This window comes from Mycobacterium sp. IS-1590, assembly GCF_001500025.1.
Taxonomy (GTDB): Bacteria; Actinomycetota; Actinomycetes; order Mycobacteriales; family Mycobacteriaceae; genus Mycobacterium.
Map to the genome: position 1 here is coordinate 172,786 of NZ_LQIW01000023.1, position 19,207 is coordinate 191,992.

Genomic DNA, 19,207 nt, shown 5'->3' on the forward strand with positions numbered 1-19,207 from the left:
TGGAAACGGAAATGTGTTGTATACGAATGTGTTTGAAAATCACAGATCCGACTTGATACGTCCGCCGATGGCACGCATCCACGCAATGAACATTGAGGACGACAACACACCGAGGACGAAGCCATCAGGGTCGGCAGCCAGAAAGTTCGCGTCACTGCAGATGGTGGCGGGGGTGAGTCGGCGGGCAGTGAAGTACCGCCGCTGCTCTCCGACGTGCCGTGGGATCGCGAGATAGTCGACGTCCGGGTGGCGGCGCTCGTCGAACAGGTGCGGTGTTGCGGCCTTCTTCACCGTTGCGGCCTTCGAGCTCGCCTCGCATTTCCTTGACAGCTGCTACCCGATCGCGCAGCACAGGGCTCGCCTTGATGTCTGCCGCTGAAGCTCCCACCAGCCACAGGCACCAGCGCGACAGGTCATGGATGAGCTCGCGTACACCGACGAACTGACGGAGGTAGCGAGCCGCGATCGGATCGCTCGCGACGTCGTCGTGCTCGCCGGGGACGACCACCAAATTGCCGCCGTCAGTTGGCTTATTCCCATATACACGGCGGGCCTGGCGCCCATTGCCCTGAGCTACTACAACCGCGGCCTCTGCAGCTCCTACGTGATCAGTCCGGCCGTGGGACAAATGAGCCGAAAATGTTGGCCGCCGCTTTCGCCACACTGCAGGCGGTCTCTGAACGCCTACTCGCTGCTCTCTGGAGGTAGCGCGGGCGCGGTATGGTGAAGGAAACCCCCTGCGGTGCTACGTGTTCAGATCAGCCGAGGGTCGCCGTCTTCGTCGAGGATGATGTGCCGGTCGCCGCGCTGGAGCGAGTCGAGCGTGAGGTCTATCTCGTGGACGGCGAGATCGGTGATGCGGCTGGGGCCGAGGACGATGATCTGCTCAGCTTGATCAGCGCCTCCGCCGGCCGCGAGTCCGACGTACTCCGAGTTGGGCGCGACGACGAACTGCAGATCCCAGCCGATGTCGCCTCCCACCTTGCGCGCGCGTCGGTCGAGAGCTTGCACGTCGTCGTCAGTCAGCACGCGATGCCCCTCCCCGTCATCAGGTGTTGTAGGAGTTGTTGCGGCGCAGGGTGTTCAGCTCGTCGAGCAGCTGCTGATAGTGCTGGATGGACATGACGACGGCCGCGGGCTTGCCGGCAGTGTCGGCCAGGACGACGTTGTCGGTGCCGGTGGCCACCAGATCGATCAGGTGCTGATGAAGCTCGCGGGCAGGAATCAGCTCACTGGGGACGGCTTGCGCGCCGCCGAGGGCTTCAACGGTGGTACGGATCATGGGATTGCCTTTCAAAAGTGATCGGTCTGGTGTCCCCTCGGCCCGTCGGTCGAGCCGAGGGGACACCGCCGAATCCGGTTGATGCTCAACCGCGTTCGGTGACCGTGGTGTTGGGGTGACGTGCGGCCGTGGAGCCCTTCACGAACTTGCCGGTGACGGCACTGCGGTGATGGGTTCCACTGCTGCGGTTGGCGCCCCGTTCGGTGACCGTGGTCTTGGGGTTGCGCGCCGCGGTGGACGCCTTGACGTAGCGACCGGTGGCCGCGCTGCGGTGATGTCCCTTGGCCATTGTTTTGTCCTTTCGTGTTGTCCGGCCCGGTGTTGAGCCGGATACCGGTCTATAAGTGCGCTGATCGGCTCGACCCCTGAATTTCTCGGAGTCGTCGTGCCTAAGGCCGCCCTCGGCGGCACGCCGGGCCAGTGCGTCGCCTTCGGCGGCGGTCACCGACTTGCGTGCTGCCCGCGCGCCGCGGGTGCCCAACGAGCTGGCGTTGATGAGTGCAGTGAGGTGCTTGATGGTGGTCACGACGTCCTCTTTCGGAGTTGGCGGAGTTGATAGCCGATGAGGTTTTCCACGCTCTTGGCGTCGGGCAGGCCCATCTCCTCGGCGATCTCGTGCTGGGTAAAGCCGTGCTCCTGCATGAACAGCGCGCGCCGCGCCCGGTCGGTGCTCAGCAGCGCCATCGCCTCGGCAACCGAGTCGTTGGCGACGATGGTCTCCTCGATGCCCTTGATAATGTCGAACCGGTCCTCGGGCAGCTCGGCCATCGGCGTGGTGGCCTCCTGGACGCGCTCTTTCTCGGCCCGCAGTGCGCTGCGGTAGATGTTGGCGAACTGATAGAGGCACTGGCCGATGAAGAAGGTGCCCAGCGACGCACCTCCCGAGGACTGCCAGCGGTGGGTCATGAGCACCTTGTCGCGGAAGTAGATCAGCGCGGCGACCACGGTGTCGGTGGCGATGTCGTCGATGGTCTGGTCGTCGGGCCAGCCCTCGATGCGGCCCAGACCGTACCCGGTCAGCGCCTTGGCCTTGCCGTAGATGGTGCCGTGTCGGATCCAGGCCCGCAGCACACCGAGGCCGTAGCGGGTCAGCTCGCGGGAGAACCGTTCCCACAGCCGTCCGGTGAACTGCTCCAACTGCAGCGCCAGCAGCAGCTCCTCATCGGCTTGAAGACGCCGGAGCCGTTCCAGTTCGTCAGCGAGTTCGGCGGCCAGATCAGGGTCGTCGAGCCAGGCACCAACCAAGCCTTCGTCGACGTCCTGGAGGTCGCCCTGGTTGTCCGGTTGTAAGCGCGCGGCATCAACGGGCGGGCCGGGGCGGCGTGCCGGTCGATCCATGGCTACATCTCCAGGAGGCGAGAAAGAGACAACCGATCCCTACGGTTGTCGCTTCCTCTTAAGTCCGCGCGTACCGCCTACCCCTGAAACCTGGAAAAAGTTTTTCCAGGCAAGCGGTCGCGGGCCGTGCTGCGACCATTGTCCCAGGTCGAACCGACAAGTCTCCGCATGGAGGAGGGCCCTGAGGGCCCGGACCACGAGACCGAAGGTGGCCTTTCAGCCGCAGACAGCGCTGTTCAAAGCAAAGAGCCCGGGTCGGTCGCAAGGACCGAATACCGGGCTCTTCCTGGCTTTAACCGGGCACGCGCTACACGTCACACCGGCCTATATGCACTCAATCGTACGTGGAGCCCTGATAGAACTCAACGGTGACGGCACCGGGCCCTGGGTTGAACAATGGTTGAGCCCGCAGCGATTCCACACGTACATGCTCCTGGCCGGTGGGGACCGCACCCGTGCTCTCGACCTGCACGAATGGAACACGCAGCTCAATGCCGGACTGCTGCACGACTTCGCCCACCTCGAAGTTGGCCTCCGCAACTTCTACGACCGGGCGCTCATGAACGCCGTCCAGCCAGGCGAAGCCCATTGGACCGACCCAGCTTCGTTCACCGCGCTATTCCCGGCGGTAACGGGCAACGACGCCCGCACCCACGCCGACCTGGCCTCCGCACGCACCAAGGCCGGCGGCCCGTCCGCCCCTCCCGGAAAAATCCTTGCCGAGCTGACCTTCGGGTTCTGGGTCTTGCTGACCAGCTCGCGGCACACGACGCTCCTCTGGACCCCGCACTTGGAAGCCCTCTACCCGGCCGGTTCGCAGCGGCGCAAAATCCACAACGGCCTCGATGACATGCGCAAGGCACGCAACCGGGTAGCTCACCACGAGCCCGTCCGTGTCTCGGACGTCAACAACCTGATCCGCCGAATGCGCCGCTACGCCGGTTACGTCTCAGCCGATCTTGGGCGCTACATCCGACAGACCAGCACCGTCGACGCGCTGCTCCACTCTCGTCCTTGACGTGACGCATGGCGGGCGAGGGGAGTACAGCGAGTCCGCGACTTTCTGCACTCGCGCAGCAAGGGGACGCTCGGACTTCTTGCTGGCGCCTGACGCGAGGTGCAAAGACGCATCGCGCACCGGACTGGTCGTCGAGATATGAGGTGTTTCGCTGTTGTGCAGAAAGCGGGCGCTAACTGTCGGCGGTGGACTCTCAATCAGGAAACGTTGCGGCAGAGTCGATCGAGGCGACTAAGCCGTCCCTGCGACCTGATCGGCCGCGACTACCGTGTCGTAAAGACCATAGTGGGATAGCCCTTTGTGGGACTCAATCCCGGTGTACGAAAGCGACGAGTCTTCGTAGCGGCGGAAAGCGAATACCGCCTGGTTCATATGGGTCGCGTTGAAGACGCCGAGATTCACCAGTAGGTGGAAATCCGCGACGCTTAGCCCTGTAACTGCCTTGAACAGATCAGGTTCGAGCTTGGTGATGACATCCTGAAGTGTGTTCTCGCGGAAGTCGGTGAGATACATAAACGCCGGTATGCGAGTGGCGAACTTGATCAGCTTCTCCTGGATCTGCTTCCGCTTAGACTTGTACTCTTTCTCCTCAGCGGAAAGTTCCGTCTTCTCTGCCTTTGAGAGATTCTCGCCCTTCTCCTTCTTTGTCTGCTTGACCGCCTCGCTCTTATTGACGACCGTCTCGAAGATGGCGCTCCCGAGCGCGCGGAAACCCTCGATGTTCATTACCGCCGCCATTGCGGCCTCGCTGTTCATAATGCGACGCAGAGTGTCGTTGTCGACGTTCACGAGGATCGCCGATTCCCACTTGCGCGCGAGCAGGGTAGCGGAGGTACCAGCCATCGCGATATCGAGGATGCCGCCGGCGTCGACTTGGGTCATATTCGACCCGTCATACGCGAGCACGGGTAGGAAGCTCACCAACTCCTCTACCGCGTGCTCAGGATTCGGTGTCTCTGGTGACAGGCCTGCGCCGTAGTCGGCGATCTGCCGCAGGGCGCGGGTGGGCGCAAAGTCGAAAACGAAGCAAACGGGCTTCAATACGACCTCGGCGTTGGGGTCATCACCGTCGGGATTCTTGATGGACCAGGGTGATTGGACCCGGAACGCTGCCTGGAAGTACGTCTCGGGGGAGTTGAGATTGCGCAGCATGAGGATCGATGCCCACTGTTTGACGGTGACGCCTGTGGTGAGCTTGCCGCATGACAGGGTGATGGTCTTGGTGTCGTGGCCATCACGGATAGCATCACGCACTGGTGGCAGTGCATTCAGCCCGATACCCGCGTGCGGTCCCGCCACCCTAAGAACCTGATACTCATGCCAAAACACGTTCTGTGGCTCCGCGAGAAGATTTGCCATCGCGTCACACGCGGCGACGTTGGGTAGAAACCAGAACGAATGCTGCATGTAGGGGAGCAGGCGCGCGTCGGAGTAAGGGAAGGGCGGCCGAGTGCTGGCCTTCAAAGCGCCTACTTGCGTGGGCAGGTGCCCGCTGCGGATGATGTCCAGCCACTTTTGGACGTCCGTCTTATGAGTGAAGTGCGCATCCTCACCGGACCCGGTGGCGTCGAAGAAGGCGTTGAGGTCGAACTCATCGAACTCGCCCTGGCGTGCTACCGCGATCAATTCGTCCGGCATTTGGTAAGTGAGGAGACGCATCTCAGGAAGAGCGCCGTAAGGGTTCCACCGGTCCGGATGGTCCCGACTGAACTCTGCTTTGGCGCGTTGCTCGTCGGTATAGGTCCAGTTGAAGATCTGTTCTTCTATGAATTCGCCGGTCGCCAGCGCCTTGAACGGTGTGCCGGACAGATACAGGTAGGCGCGGGTCGTGATTGGGAGGAATGCATCCTCGTCATTGCCGAGTTCGTCGAGTTCTTCTTCGAATGAGTCGAGGCTGTCGTTGTACTCCGCGGCGAGCTCCTTTTTCTTGACGTTCTCGTCTTCCCCTTCGAACAGTTCTTTTGCGTTGTCTCGCCAGGCGCCGAAGTGGTATTCGTCGAATATCACCAGGTCCCAGTTGGCGGTGTGCACCCATTCGTTCTTGGGCTTGATAAGACCGGTCTGGCGATCGCGACCGAGCAGGTCCTGGAAAGAGCCGAAGTAGACCAGGGGTTTTGCGGGGTCGGCTGATGACGGTTCACCGCTGCGATCAGCGGAGAAGTACTGCCAGCCGTCGAAATCTGCATGGGATTCGAGGTCGGTTTGCCAGGCGTCGGCGACCGCTGGCTTGAATGTCACCACCAAGATGCGCTTGGCATCAAGGCGCTTCGCCAACTGGTATGCAGCGAAGGTTTTTCCGAACCGCATTTTGGCATTCCACAGAAACCGCGGTACCGCTTTCGGGTCTTCGGCCCAGATCGACTGGTAATAGTCGTGGGTTTTCTTGACGGCTTGCTCCTGTTCAGGCCGAGGCCGAAACGTTTCGTGATGGGTGCCTGTGAGCTTCTGCCCTGTGCGGAGTTCCGTGATTGCGGTGAGCACGTCCGCCGGGGTGCAGCGGATCCATTCGCGGGCAGATCCGAAGATCGGATTCTCGAAGCCCTTCTCGACGAGCCGTTGGCGTACGTCCGAGTCGCGAAATACGGTGCCGTCGTCTCGCTCGGCCAGCTCGTCGACGTGGAGGGTATACGCCTGCTGCATTTGTCCTTGGGACTGGCGGATCCGCGCATTTACGTCGGGCTTGGTGGTCTGGCCGACCTTGATGAGGCCGGCGTAACCGCTAGGGGGGTCGTTCGGTGACCAGGCATATATCCGCAGCCGGGCCGCGGGCTTCTCTGGCAGAAGTTCCTCGATCGACCTACCCATCGGCGTCCTCGGCGTCGCTGACGTCCTCGCCGTCGTTGGAGTCGGAGTGCTCAGCGACCTGGGACTCGATGAACGCGATCTCCTTTGGAGTCAGGCCGTAGCGTTCGTAGAGCAGCGCATCGGTCCACTCGCGGTCGAGCGGGATATCCGGTACGAATGAGTACACGTCGCGCGTCGCGTGCTGCGTCGACTTGCGCAAGGACACGAGAAAGCGCACCAAGCGGGTGCGGAGGTATCCCGCATACCGGGAAGCTTCCGTCTCAGTGGTAAATCTTCCTGCCACGAGATATGTCTCGCTGCACGCCGTTCCAGGCCCGGCGAGAATCGGTTTCGACAAGAACTTTGTTTCGACGGCCGCGCTTGTACCTTGGACTGCCGTCATTAAAACTTTCCACTCGTCGATCCATGCGTCATTCTGAGGAATTTCGCTTCGGTTTACCCATGAGATTCTGCGCGATCCAAACAGCTGGACAGGCTGATTGAGGCCCCGCGGAGTCGCCTTCCCGTGAAAGTTGGTCGGGAGGCCGAAAGGCTTCCGACTAGATACACGCATTTCCAGCGACGGCTCCTTCTTCGCTCGCACCTTCTCGAGGATCGGGACAGCTTCATTGCGCCGGACAAGGACGTCGTAAGTATCGAGGTAGCGGGCGACCGGTTCGCCGACTGGTTTTCCATCCCACATCGTTTGGACGGTGCATGGTCCGTCGTATTCGCGGTCCCATAGGAAGTACGAGACCCCGCCTCTGATCTTGACCCCGGGGAATGCCTCGTAGAGCTTGGGGTAGTCCACGATCTCGCGCAGCCTGTGGTCACTGAGCATCGACTTTCGATAGTCGTCGAGTCCTTTGCCACCTGCGAACCACCGCGAAGGCGTGACGAAGACTGCGAACCGCGGATCTAGGCCTAGGGCCTTTGTTACGAACATCTGGTAGATCGGGGCAGCCGACGTGCCATATCCACCATCGCTCAGCTGATACGGGGGGTTGCCGATGATGACGTCGAATTGCATTGCTTCTCCAAATATCTCGGCGATCCGAGCCTTGATGTCGTCGGTGTGAATGAACGCGTAGGCGTGTGTTTCGAGGTCCTCGCCGCGTGCGTAGTTTTCTTCGCTGGCGCCGCAGTAGGTGCACCTGCGCTTGGTATAGATGACAATTTCGTCGCCGGTGAGTGGATCGGCTCGGAACTCCCGTGTGCCGCCAGCCCAGGTGTGCTCGGTTCGCTCGAACCAGATATTGCCGTCTTCAGTGTCGAAGGATTTGGCTATGGAGTGCGGGCCGTTGGCGTATTTCGAGCAGTAGACGCTGCGGCGGGCGAGCATACCTGTCAGCCGGGTGATCGCTATGGCATAGACCTGCTTGGTGAGGATGTGGTCGACGCGCTCGTTGAGGTCTGGAATTTGGTTGGCGAGACCGTCGGTGAGGCGCCGGACGATCTCGCGGAGGAACACTCCAGACTTTGTGAACGGGTCGAGGAACTTTACGTTCGGGTTGGCCCAGAGGTCGGCGCCGGCGTTTGCCTGGGCCCAGGATCTCGCCAAGAGATCCAGCATGGCGTTAGCCATCTCGGGCGGGGTGAATACCTCGTCGTTGGAGAGGTTGGCGATGCAGGTCAGAACATCTGGATTGTGGCCCCGCAGAGCAAAGGCGGCCTTGCTCATTCGTATGCCTGCTTGGCGATCTGGTCGACTGTCATGATCGGGTATGTCTTAACGGGGGTGAACAGGTCTTCTTCCTCCAGTTCACCGAAGAGCGTTCCTTCGTACGAGGCGCGCTGGGTGAGTGCGTCATAACGAAAGTCCCGGCGCTGAAACATGCCCTTACCTAGGTAGCCCCACTCGGGGAACGTGATTGGACCACCCGCTAGGTCGGTCATAGTCAGAGCGTCACCTTGGACGATATTTGCGGCGAGAACCACGACGGCGGCCCGCGCCCAGTCGTCTTCGTTGCCGACTCCCAAGAAGCTGCTGAAAACAGCTGCGAGATTATTGCGGCATTCCTGTGCGTTGTCGGCGAGCAGCTCTATGCCGTAGGTGCACATCAGCGAAAACAGTGCGTAGTGACGCTTCTCGAATTCGCTTTTCCCGTACCGGGACTGTACCGACGCGAACTTGCGAACGAGGATAGGGATGAGAAAGTTGCCCGCGCCGCATGCGGGTTCAAGCACCCTTGAGTCGATCCGCTCGGATTCGTGCTTTACAAGGTCGAGCATTGCCTCCACCATCCACCCGGGGGTGAACACCTCACCATGGTCAGCAACGCGTTGTTTGGATTTGACCAGCTGCTCGGCCACTGCCAAGGGGATCGTTACAGTTGCTGCTCCGGCAGTTGGACCGTGTACGTTCACCCGCCGAGCCTACGAGAATGTGTCCTCGGCAGCGCCGCCATCGTTGAACGTGTCCCGATCCGGAGGCGTTCGCATGCCGTATCCACGGTGCACCTGACTATCCTGCGTTAGATGCGTGCCAAGGAGGGGACCTTCCGCGATCTGATGACGCAGGACCGCCAGTTTCAGGTGCCGCTGTACCAGCGGCACTATCGCTGGAAGACAGGTCAGCAAGAAGATCTGTGGCAAGACATCGCCGAACAGGACCGCGCGTTGGCGGACGGGAGCGCGATCCCGAAGCACTTCATCGGCAGCATCGTGGCGGTCGAGAAGGCCGCCGACCCGCTACATGATTTCCGCGAGTTTCGCGTCGTCGACGGTCAGCAGCGTCTGACCACATTGTCGGTCGCGCTCGCAGCTTTGCGCGATGTTGCGGCACTCGACGATCCCGAGCAGTTCGACCGCCTGAACAAGAAGTACCTAATCAACGACACGGAGCCCAAGGGCTCGGCCAGGTGGGCGCGTCTCGTACCGGGCGATGAGGATGCTGCTCCGTACTGGACGGTACTGACCGATCCAGCAAACATGTCCGGACATAGCGCGATCGTGAACGCTTACCGATTTTTCCAGCGCAAGATCAGCGCTCTCCGCGAAGCTGGGGAACTTGTCCCAGAACGGCTCGCGACGACGATCGGTGACCGGTTGGCGCTCGTCTTCGTGACTGTTTCCGAGGGCGAGCGACCCCACAAGATCTTCGAGTCGATAAACGCGACGGGTGTCGGACTGACGCAATCCGACCTGTTGCGCAATTACCTGTTCATGGCGTTGGGGCCGCGCTCGAACACGGTCTACACCCAGCACTGGCGTCCTCTCGAGAAGGCGCTGGGAGTGGAGGGCCTGGAGGGGCTTGTTCGGGATGATCTCCAGTCGACGGGGGATTTCGTCAAGCAAGGCGATGTGTACCGAGCGGCGCGAAGTCGCCTCGAACCGTCAGCAGCGAATCTCGATTTCCTCGAAGATCACGTCAAGAGACTCGCGCGACGAGGTGCCTACTACTCGCTGTTCCTGCAACCGGCAGACCCGAACAACACGGCATCTGATCTCGGTCTCAGCAAGAAGGCGTTGAGGCATTTGGCTTTCTTGCGTGGCTGGGGCGCCAGCACAACTTATCCGTTGCTGTTGCATATCTATGCCGAGGTCGACGCCGGACGCGCAACCACCGCGCAAGCTGAGTCTTGCCTAGAAGCCATCGAGTCGTTCATCGTCAGGCGCTACGTCGTCGATGTACCGACGAACGTCTTGAACCGTCTCTTCATTGCCGTGATCGGCAATCTTCCCCAGGGTGAGCCGATTGACGTGGCCCTGCGTCGAGAGCTGTCACGGGATAAGCGGTGGCCCGACGACGACCGTGTCCGCGACGGGATCGCCACCGTGCACTACTACTCGAATGGGCGAGCGCACCAGCAGCGGTTAGTTCTGCAGCGGCTGGAATCGCATCTGCGAGCCGAGGTCGATCTCGACTTCGACTCTGCCAAGCTCTCGATCGAACACGTCATGCCACAGACGCTCAGTGAGGGCTGGAAGAAGCAGCTGGTTGACGCCGGCCACGATCCGCGCGAGGTCTTTGAGCGACTCGGCCATACTCTCGGAAATCTGACGCTGACGGCATGGAACTCGAAACTCTCGAATCAGCTTTTCGAGCGCAAGCAGGAGATTTTGCAGGATTCCGACCTTAAGCTGAACGAGCATCTCGCTGCCGCTTCCCAGTGGGGAGTCGACGAAATTCAGAAGCGTTCGCAGGTGCTCGCCGACGCTGCGATCGCCTTGTGGTCCGCCCCTGTGCCGGGGGTTGTGACGGCGCGCTCGGGGTTCGACTGGACACGCGTCGACGATGCCGTCGCAGCGCTCCCGGCAGGCTCTTGGACGTCCTACGGCGACCTAGCCGAACTCGCAGGAACGGCGGCACAGCCGACCGCAAACCACATCGCCCACGACCCCGCGGTAACGAACGCTTACCGCGTCCTCAGCGGTGATGGGTCCATCAGCTTCAAGTTCCAGTGGCATGACCCGTCCGACACTCGCGATCCAATGGAGATGCTGATCGGGGAGGGCATCGAATTCGATGACAACGACAAGGCGTCACAAGCGCAACGCCTCGGGCCTCCTGAGCTCGAAGCCCTGCTCGATAGCACGCCTTCTGAAGCGAAGTAGGCATCTTCCGCGCCGCCCAGACCGTCAGACGCGGAATGCATCCCGCCCTCGCGGCCCTCGCGTATTAGTTCTGCCGGGCGTGCCTCAGTCGAATTTCGTCCGTCGGTAATCGACGGATCATACTGGCGCAGGGGTCGTATTCATTCGGGGTGAATACGCCCTCACGCTGGTCGGCATGTAGCGCCGGGTATTGCTCTGTTCGCTTCTCACCTCTCCTGGACCAGCACGTGAGGTGCGTCCTTCATGCCTCCTGCGTTGGTCTGACCACGTCGCGGGTTTGTTGCTTTGGTCGGCCACCAGCTGGCTTCGCGTAGGAGTGTGGCGATGGCGGGCACGGTGAGGGTGCGCACGAGGAAGGTGTCGAGCAGCAGCCCGAAGCCGATGATGAGGCCGGCTTGGATCATGATGGCGACTGAGCCGACCATGAGGCCGAACATGCTGGCGGCGAATATCAGGCCAGCGGAGGTGATGACGGCTCCGGTGTTTGCCACGGTGCGCAGGACGCCGACGCGGATGTTGGTTCCGGATTCTTCGCGGAGCCGTGAGACGAGCAGCATGTTGTAGTCGGCGCCGACGGCGACGAGGATGATGAACGCCAGCAGCGGTACGGGCCAGGCGATTTCGTGGCCCAGTCCCCATTGGAAGACCACAACGCCGATGCCGAGCGAGGCGAGGTAATTGAGCACGACGGTGCCTAGTAGGTAGAGCGGTGCTAGGAGCGCTCGCAGCAGTAGGACCAGGATGACGCCGACGATGATTATGGTGGCCATGGCCAGTTGTGCGAAGTCGGCCCATAGGAGTCGTTGGATATCGGAGTTTACGGCGGGGAAGCCGGCGACGGACACGGTGGCGTCGGCGAGTGACGTGTTGGGTCGTGCGGTGTTGGCGGTGTCGGTGATGCGGCTGGCGAGGTCCATGGCTTCAACGCTGTATGGGTCGTGGCTGCTTTCGATCATGAACCGCGCTGTTTTGCCGTCCGGTGAGAGGAATTGTTCGGCGACGTCGGTGAATTGCCGGTTCTCGAATGCGTTGGCGGGCAGGTAGAAACCGCTCGAGGAGTCGGAGTCGGCCGCTGCGCGTGAAGAGTTTTGTAGTTGGGTGGCGATCTGGCTCATGCCGGACAGCATTTCGATGTTGCTGTCGGCGAGGGTGCGGACGCCGGTGGCGAGTGCTTGGGCGCCGGAGGCGAGCTGTCCGATTCCGTCCTGTAGTCGGCGGAGATTGGTGGCCAGGTCGGCCGGGTCACCGAGGGCTCCGAATGCCTTGTCCAGCGAGGCGACTGCGTTCTGGACGTTGGCGAGGGTGCCACCGACGGTGGCGTTGGTGGCGGGATCGTAGCGGTCCCCGAGGTCGGCGATCTGGTTGAAGAATCCGCTGTCGCGCAGAGTGACCAGGATCTGCACCTGGTCGCGGATTTGGGCGCATTGCGGGGTGGTGGCACACCACGGCGAGGTGTTGAGGGCGCCGACGAGTGGGTCGAGTTGGGTGATCGCGTTTTGGGCTTGGTTGGCCAGCGGTCGTAGTCCTGGGCCGGATTGGATGGCTTGGTCGACGGCGGGGGCAGTGGCGGAAAGTTGTTGCAGCAGCGGCCGGAACTGGTTGACCTGAGTTCCTGCGGATTGGGCTTGGGTGAGGATTCCGGCCAGTGGTGTGAGGGCGGTGCGCACGGTGCTGTCGAGTTGGGCGAGGCCGTCGGCGAGCTGGTCGGCGCCGCCGGTGAGTTTGGCGAGGTCGTCTTTGCGGGAGTTGCCCTCGGCGACCGCGCCGGCCATTTTGTCGCCGATCTGGCCGTTCTGCCAGGCCAGTTCTGCTTGGTCGAGGCGCTCTCCGGTGGGGCGGGTGACTCCGGAAACCTTGGTGACGCCGGGGATCTGGGAGACGCGGGAGGCCATCTCGTCGAGATCGGCCAGTCCTTTCCCGGTCCGCATGTCGGTCGGGTTTTCCACGACGAGGAATTCGCTGATGACGACGTCTTTGCGGAAGTGGCGGTCCAGCAGGTGGTAGCCCTGGTTGCTGGCCGTGGTGTCTGGTTGTCCCTTGCGGTCGTCGTAGCTGATTTTGATGGTTGCGGCGGCTGCCGACAGGGCGAGCAGGATGACCAGGCTGACGATCAGTAGTGGCACGGGACGGCGGACCACGGCGACGGCGACGCTGTTCCAGTAGCGGCGGGTGCGATCGGGTTTGGGCTCACCGATGCCGCGTTTGGCGGCTAGCGACAACACCGGTGGCAGCAGGGTGACGGTGGCCAGAAATCCGAACAGCACGGCGATGGCACACGCGGGGCCCAGGGCGGCGAAGACGCTGAGCCGCGCGAAGACCATGGCCAGGAACGCGAGTGCGACGGTGGCGGCGGAGGCGAGGATGACGCGCCCGATGCTGGCGGTGGCGTGGATGATGGCCTGATCGGCGGGTACTTGGGCGCGGCGCTGTTCGTGGTATCGGCTGATCAGGAACACGGTGTAGTCGGTTCCGGCGCCGAGCAGGATCGCCGTCATGAAGGCGACAGTGAACTGGGAGACCGGCATGCCCAACTCGCCGAGGGCGGACAGCACGCCGCGCCCGACTGCCAGGCTCAACCCGATTACCAGCAGCGGTAACAGCGCGGTGAACACCGACCGGTAGACGATCAGCAGGATCAGGGCGATCACGCCCGCGGTAGCGATTGAGATCAGCAGCAGGTCGTGCTCGGCGGAGGCGATCATGTCGCTGAAGGTCGCCGGTGGTCCCGTTACCTGCACAGTCGTGGTCGAGCCGGTGAACACCTCCGCCGCGATGTCGCGCACCGCGTTGACGGATTCGGCGGCCGTGGGGTCTCCGAGGGTGCCGGTGACGCCGACGGGCAGATACCAGGCTTTGCGATCGGCGCTGACCGCCTGGGCTTCGGTAATCGGATCGGCCAGTAGGTCCTGCACCAGAAGGACGTGGTCGCCTTCGGCCTGCAACCGGCTCACGAGTTCGCCGTAGCGCTGCCGTGCAGTCGGAGTCAACCCATTGGGGTCTTCCATGGCGACGAACACCATGGTTTTCGAGCCTTCTTCGCCGAACGCGGCGCTCATGCGGTCAACCGTCTGCAAGGACGGCGCATCGCGAGGAATGAGGTCCACCGACTGTTGGCGCACCACGGTTTCCAGCTGGGGGAACAGCAGCGCGAGGACCACCGCGGCGCCGAGCCATACCCCGATGACCAGGGCTTTGTGCCGGAGGGTGAATCGGGCGAGCGTCGCCAACCGTTCGCTGTACTCGCGGGTGTCGGCGGGGTCGGGTGATCCGTTGGCCCGCCGGTCACGGCGCGTGGCCTGGCTTGGGGAATCTGCAGTGCCGTCGGTCACTGGACCTCCACTGATAGCGAATGGTAGCGATCGATACTGTCGGTATCGCTACGCTACCGCATGTAGTGCAAGTGGTGACGGCGTCGTAGGACGCCAGGCCGCGCAATGCGCGACTGGGGAAGGACAGGCGGCCGCTATCGAGTCCAGCGCCGGCCGCCGGTCACAGCCGGCAGGGAATGGTCGAACACTCAGTTGGCTTCTGAAGCCAGGCCGACGTTGTTCAGTCGACGGCATTGGCCTTGGATGTTGTTCAGGTCTTGCTGTTGCTGGTCTCGGACGTTGACATCGAGCGCACGGACGGCCACATCGCGTAGCGGGGCCGCTAGCTCTAGGTTTGCGCTTCGGTTGTGGCCGACTGGCCCGTGTTCTGCAGCAGCACGTAATTGCCTAGGCTGCCCAGGAAACCTGCGCAGTGCTGAACGAGTTCATCGGTGGTGAACTCCAGTTCTCCGTCGAGTCGGCGGCGCAAGACTTCGAATAGCCCTCCCACGCCCAAGGTCGAAGCCAAATGGGCAACCCCCACGGCGGAGTCGGGGATGTCGAGGTGGAGTCTGGCCTCGCGCAATACGAGGTCGGTGAAACCGGCCATCAGTTCGCTGCGTAGCTCTCGGAGCAGCGGCTCGGTTGCAGATTCCACGAACAGGATCCGACCCAGCCGAGGGTCGTCGTCGATCATGCTGACCAGCCTGTGGATCGGCGCGTACGCCAGCACCTCCGGTGGCTCGCCGGCATCGGGGATCGCGTCGACTATCACCTCCTGGAAGGTGGCATAGAGCTGCTGGTAGACAGCCCGCAGGAGGGCGTCTCGGCCGGAGAAGTGCTGGTAGAAGTAGCGTGACGTGACACCTGATTCAGCGCAGACGGCAGTCACAGTGGCGGCGGCAACACCGCGCGTGCCGATCAACTCGGTTGCGGCCTCGATGAGACGGGTGCGCCGGTTCCGGTGACGCTCCTCGGCGGACATCCCGCTATACACCCGCGCCGAAACCACGTGGATAGCTTGCCATCTAATTCTGACAAGGCTTAGAGTCAGATTGCCAGCGTGCCCTTGACGAACGGGAGAACAACATGAGCGACGATTCGTTCACTCGGCCCACCACGAGGGTCGTCCCGAAGCCCCGCCGTGTTCGATTCGACATGCCTGCTGGGACCAGTCGGCAGCACTTCGTCGATGGCGACTTGGTGATGAGCCACTTTGTGTCCACCTTGTCGGCCACGTTCCCCGAAGGCGAAGACTTCTTCATCCGGTCAGTCCGCGAGTATCGGGACCACATCAGCGACGCTGACCTCAAGGAGGCGGTCAAGGGATTCATTGCACAAGAGGCCACGCACCGACACCAGCATCGGCTGCTCAACGATCGGCTCCAAGCGATGGGCTATCCCACCGAGGGGATCGATCGCCATATCAAGAAGTTGGTTGGCCGACTTGAGAAGCGTTTTTCTCCCAAGATGCGCCTGGCTGTGACGGCCGCCCTCGAGCACTACACAGCGACATTCGCCGAGATCATTCTCACCAGCGACGAAGCTCAAGAATTGATCGGCGACACCGAAGTGCGGCCTATTCTGCTCTGGCACGCACTGGAAGAATGCGAGCACAAGGCCGTCGCTTTCGATGTCTACGAGACGGTCGGTGGAAGCGAACGCACCAGGGTCTGGGGGATGCGGATCGCCAGCCTCCTCTTGTTCAGCGAGTTGGTCATCCAGACCACCCGCTCTCTGGCCGGTGACCGTGCCGCCTACAACCCGGTGCGGTTGCTGCGCAGCCTTCGAGGTTTCCGTCATAACCCGCTATTCAGCCCAGCAGCAATTGAGCGCTTTCGTTCCTACACCCGCGCCGGATTTCATCCCGACGACTGGGACAGCGCAGAAATCCTCGAACGCTGGACCAAGGAACTCTTCGACGCCGATGGTGGCCAACAAATGCGTAGTAACGTCTAGCTCGACCAGAGCCCGTCGCGGTCAAAGTCGGCCTAAGCGAAGAACAATTCATGGGCTTCGCTCCGCGCGCAGTGAAGTCAAGCCCAGTCCTTTCTACTGGCCGCTCGATGGTGCTCGATCACGTCGCGACCTACAGGAAGCTCCGGCCGAGGAACTCGGTGACGGCGGAGCCGAAGGCGTCGTTGTCGTCGCCGGCGATCATGTGTCCGGTGCCGGATACGTCGACGGTCTCGGCGTGGGGAACCAGTTGCTTGAACTCGTCGACGGTGGCTTGGGAGACCACGTCGGACAACAGACCCCTTACGAGAAGTGTTGGGGCGCTGACCCGTCGGGCTCCGTCGATCAGCAGGCGGCTGATTGCGTCGAATTGCTCCGTTCCCGTGGTCGATTCGTCGCGGAGGAAGTCGAAGTTGGAGTGAATGAATGCCGGGTCCCACCGCCAGATCCAGCGGCCGTCGTGACGCTGCCGTAGCACCTTGCGCAGGCCGTCGACGTTGGCCGGGCGCGAGCGATGGGGGTTGTACGCGGCGATCACCTCGGCGGCGTCGGAGAGGGTGCCAAAGCCATCGGGATGTGCGGCCATGAACGTCACCACGCGACGAGCGCCCTGGAATTCAAGCCGCGGGGTGACGTCGACCAGGACGACCGCCGTCCACGACGCCCCGGATGTCAACAGATGCGTGCCGAGCACGGTCATGCCCCCAAGGGATGCACCTACGACGGCAGGGGCGGTATCGGCGCTGAAGTGCTCACGCACGGCGAGGAGATCGGTCGCGAGTCGCTCGATGTCGTACCTGCCGGCTGGGTCCCAGTCGCTGTCGCCGTGACCGCGGGTGTCGTAGGCGACGACTGTGTATCCGCATGCGTGGAGACGACGCGCTGAAGTGCTCCACGCGTGCCGGTTCTGGCCGCCGCCGTGCAGGAGCAGCACGACGGGACGGGCGTCATCGTGGTCGTAGCAGTCGGCGGCCAGGGTGATCCCGTCCTGGGTTCGGACCCGATGCTGCACGGCGGAGGTCATGACACCTTCCTGGCGAGATCGGAGTCCGCCCGAAGCGTGCGACCGGCTACAAGCGCCTTCATTGTGCGTTGCCCGCGGCGTTCACGATCGTGACCGTGCCCTGGGCTACGCAGACGGCTTTGTCGCCGTTGCTAATGTCGATGCGCGCTACTCCACTGCGATTGCCCAGCGACACGATGTCGGTGACGGCGACACACACACCGGTGGACACGGGTCGCAGCAGGTTCAGCTTGAATTCGGTGGTGGCGACCCATGATCCGGCCGGAATGACGGGGTAGAACACGACTCCGAGACAGTGGTCGACCATCGCCGATAGACATCCGCCGTGCAGGGTGCCGAAGGGTGTGAGCAGTTCGGCACGGGTTTCCATCTCTGCCACCAGCCGACCGGCGGCGAGTTCGGTGTGCCGAAAGCTCAGAAACGTCGACAGTCCACCCGCTGTGTTCGCCGATCTGAGCAGCTGGTCGGCGATCTGCTCATCGAAGTGGGCGAATGTCACTGCCACCACCATGCCCCTGCCTCCTGTCCGGTCATGGGTCGATCACCGTTCGAGCCCGCGAATCGTTTGAGCATGTCGCCGAATGCGCCGAGGTCGCCGTGCGCGCGGAGTGCTCGACATCGACGGCGATGAACCTGGCCGCGCGGTGAAGCACACGACGCGTCGTCGAAGAGGGGCACGGGCTAGACCGGCGTGGTCCAAGTGATTGGCAGCGATGTGTAGCCGCGGATCGGTCCGGACCGCAGCCGCCGCGCCGATTCAAGATCGACCTCCCAGTCAGGCACCTTGTCCAACAAAGCATCCAGAGCGATGCGGGCCTCCATCCGCGCCAGTGCCGCACCCAGACAGAAGTGGATGCCGCGACCGAAGGCGACCTGGTGCTCACTGGTGCGCTCGATGTCGAACACGTCAGGATCAGGGAAGGCACGCTCGTCGCGGTTGGCCGACCCGAACAACAGCAGCACCTTCTCACCTTGACGCATCGTCGTGTCATGCAGGATGACGTCGCGGGTCAGGGTTCGTGAAAGTCCCTGTGCCGGTGAGTCGTAGCGCAGCAACTCCTCGACTGCCGGCCCCAACAGTGTTCGATCGGCGGCCAGGCGTCGGCGGGTCTGCCGATGCTGGGCCAGTACGACCGCGGAGTTCCCCAGCAGATTGGTGGTGGTCTCGTAGCCCGCGACGAGCAGCAGCGCGCAGAAGCCGAGGACTTCCTCGTCGGTCAGTCCGATCCCGTCGACGGTGGCGTTGGCCAACGCCGACATCAGGTCCTCGCGGGGGTTTTTGCGGCGGTCGGCGAGGAAGTCGGTGAAGTAGGCGTAGATCGAGGTGGCGGCGGTCAGTGCGTCGGTGGTTTGTCCGTGGTTGACGTCGACCTGGACCAGTTGGCTCGACCACAATCGGAACTGATCACGATCGGTGGCGGGAACGCCCAGCAGATCGGCGATCACCGCGGCGGGCAGGATCGCGGCGAAGTCGGTCACGAAGTCCGCCGATCCGGAGCCCTCGTCGAGGCGCTCGAACAACTCCGCGGCCATCTGTGTGATGGCGCCCTGCAGCCCGGCCACCCGCCGGGGGGTGAACGCCCGGCTCACCAGGGCACGCAACTGGTCGTGGCGCGGAGGGTCCATCACGATCATCATCGGCAGGAACGAGCCGATGAAGTCCGATCCCGGCGGGGTGGGGAAGATGCCGTCCACCGAGGAGTACGTGCCGTGATCCAGTGCTGCGGCCTGGACGTCGCCGTGCCGGCTCAACACCCAGGTATGGGACTCCTCGGCGCGGTACACCGGAGCCGTGTCACGCAACGACCGATACGTCGGATAGGGGTCGTTGAGGATCGAGGCGTCGAACGGGTCGTAACGAATCTGCACCGAGACCACCAAGACCTCCGACCACCAAAGTAACGACGGTTTAGACTCGCAGTCTAAACCGGCCGACCGGG

Annotated in this window: 15 protein-coding genes and 1 pseudogene; 3 read left to right on the forward strand and 13 right to left on the reverse strand. The window is 62.6% G+C overall.

Annotation, left to right across the window (positions count from 1 at the left end):
* Positions 1 to 39: 39 nt before the first annotated feature.
* The 5 genes and pseudogenes from AU197_RS26835 to AU197_RS15580 form a co-directional block, all read right to left on the reverse strand.
* Positions 40 to 664 (reverse strand): annotated as a pseudogene (locus tag AU197_RS26835) (type IIL restriction-modification enzyme MmeI).
* Between the two features lie 89 nt (positions 665 to 753).
* Positions 754 to 1,029 carry a hypothetical protein gene (locus AU197_RS15565; RefSeq protein WP_064403581.1) on the reverse strand — a complete coding sequence of 92 codons (276 nt, stop codon included), beginning with the start codon at positions 1,027 to 1,029 and terminating at the stop codon, positions 754 to 756.
* Positions 1,030 to 1,048: 19 nt separating this feature from the next.
* Positions 1,049 to 1,282: a type II toxin-antitoxin system Phd/YefM family antitoxin gene (locus AU197_RS15570; RefSeq protein ID WP_064403582.1), complete on the reverse strand. Its 234-nt coding sequence runs from the start codon at positions 1,280 to 1,282 to the stop codon at positions 1,049 to 1,051.
* 85 nt (positions 1,283 to 1,367) lie between these two features.
* Positions 1,368 to 1,808, reverse strand: a complete 441-nt coding sequence (locus AU197_RS26305; protein ID WP_156434435.1) for a hypothetical protein — start codon at positions 1,806 to 1,808, stop codon at positions 1,368 to 1,370.
* Positions 1,805 to 2,620 (reverse strand): RNA polymerase sigma factor, encoded by an 816-nt coding sequence (locus AU197_RS15580; RefSeq protein WP_064403583.1) that lies wholly within the window; start codon positions 2,618 to 2,620, stop codon positions 1,805 to 1,807. Before AU197_RS15580 ends, AU197_RS26305 begins: the two co-directional genes overlap by 4 nt.
* A 208-nt stretch (positions 2,621 to 2,828) precedes the next feature.
* Between AU197_RS15580 and AU197_RS15585 the strand changes: the two genes are divergently transcribed.
* Complete coding sequence (locus tag AU197_RS15585) at positions 2,829 to 3,638, forward strand: CAAX protease (protein WP_231744950.1); 810 nt, start codon at positions 2,829 to 2,831, stop codon at positions 3,636 to 3,638.
* Positions 3,639 to 3,869: 231 nt separating this feature from the next.
* Here the strand turns inward: AU197_RS15585 and AU197_RS15590 are convergent, their stop codons facing one another.
* The 3 genes from AU197_RS15590 to AU197_RS15600 are packed head-to-tail and all read right to left on the reverse strand — an operon-like array spanning position 3,870 to position 8,735.
* Positions 3,870 to 6,443: a DEAD/DEAH box helicase family protein gene (locus AU197_RS15590; RefSeq protein ID WP_064403585.1), complete on the reverse strand. Its 2,574-nt coding sequence runs from the start codon at positions 6,441 to 6,443 to the stop codon at positions 3,870 to 3,872.
* Positions 6,436 to 8,103 (reverse strand): Eco57I restriction-modification methylase domain-containing protein, encoded by a 1,668-nt coding sequence (locus AU197_RS15595; RefSeq protein ID WP_064403586.1) that lies wholly within the window; start codon positions 8,101 to 8,103, stop codon positions 6,436 to 6,438. The genes AU197_RS15590 and AU197_RS15595 overlap by 8 nt, the downstream gene beginning before the upstream one ends.
* On the reverse strand, positions 8,100 to 8,735 hold the full coding sequence (locus AU197_RS15600; RefSeq protein WP_231744955.1) for an N-6 DNA methylase: 636 nt from the start codon (positions 8,733 to 8,735) through the stop codon (positions 8,100 to 8,102). The genes AU197_RS15595 and AU197_RS15600 overlap by 4 nt, the downstream gene beginning before the upstream one ends.
* 165 nt (positions 8,736 to 8,900) lie before the next feature.
* Here AU197_RS15600 and AU197_RS15605 point away from each other — a divergent pair, with 165 nt between their 5' ends.
* On the forward strand, positions 8,901 to 10,979 hold the full coding sequence (locus AU197_RS15605; RefSeq protein ID WP_064403588.1) for a GmrSD restriction endonuclease domain-containing protein: 2,079 nt from the start codon (positions 8,901 to 8,903) through the stop codon (positions 10,977 to 10,979).
* 206 nt (positions 10,980 to 11,185) lie between these two features.
* Here the strand turns inward: AU197_RS15605 and AU197_RS15610 are convergent, their stop codons facing one another.
* Both AU197_RS15610 and AU197_RS15615 read right to left on the reverse strand, forming a co-directional pair.
* Positions 11,186 to 14,308, reverse strand: coding sequence for an MMPL/RND family transporter (locus tag AU197_RS15610; protein ID WP_064403589.1), 3,123 nt, complete (start codon positions 14,306 to 14,308; stop codon positions 11,186 to 11,188).
* 328 nt (positions 14,309 to 14,636) lie between these two features.
* Positions 14,637 to 15,272, reverse strand: a complete 636-nt coding sequence (locus tag AU197_RS15615; protein WP_064403590.1) for a TetR/AcrR family transcriptional regulator — start codon at positions 15,270 to 15,272, stop codon at positions 14,637 to 14,639.
* 104 nt (positions 15,273 to 15,376) lie between these two features.
* Here AU197_RS15615 and AU197_RS15620 point away from each other — a divergent pair, with 104 nt between their 5' ends.
* Entirely contained in the window at positions 15,377 to 16,246 is an 870-nt protein-coding gene (locus AU197_RS15620; RefSeq protein ID WP_064403591.1) for a metal-dependent hydrolase, read from the forward strand.
* A 130-nt stretch (positions 16,247 to 16,376) separates the two neighbouring features.
* Here the strand turns inward: AU197_RS15620 and AU197_RS15625 are convergent, their stop codons facing one another.
* From AU197_RS15625 to AU197_RS15635, 3 genes are all read right to left on the reverse strand, one after another.
* Positions 16,377 to 17,267: an alpha/beta fold hydrolase gene (locus AU197_RS15625; protein WP_064403592.1), complete on the reverse strand. Its 891-nt coding sequence runs from the start codon at positions 17,265 to 17,267 to the stop codon at positions 16,377 to 16,379.
* A gap of 58 nt (positions 17,268 to 17,325) precedes the next feature.
* Complete coding sequence (locus AU197_RS15630; RefSeq protein ID WP_064403593.1) at positions 17,326 to 17,778, reverse strand: PaaI family thioesterase; 453 nt, start codon at positions 17,776 to 17,778, stop codon at positions 17,326 to 17,328.
* A gap of 170 nt (positions 17,779 to 17,948) precedes the next feature.
* A complete protein-coding gene (locus tag AU197_RS15635; protein ID WP_064403594.1) occupies positions 17,949 to 19,145 on the reverse strand; it encodes a cytochrome P450 in 1,197 nt (398 codons plus the stop codon).
* Between the last annotated feature and the right edge of the window lie 62 nt (positions 19,146 to 19,207).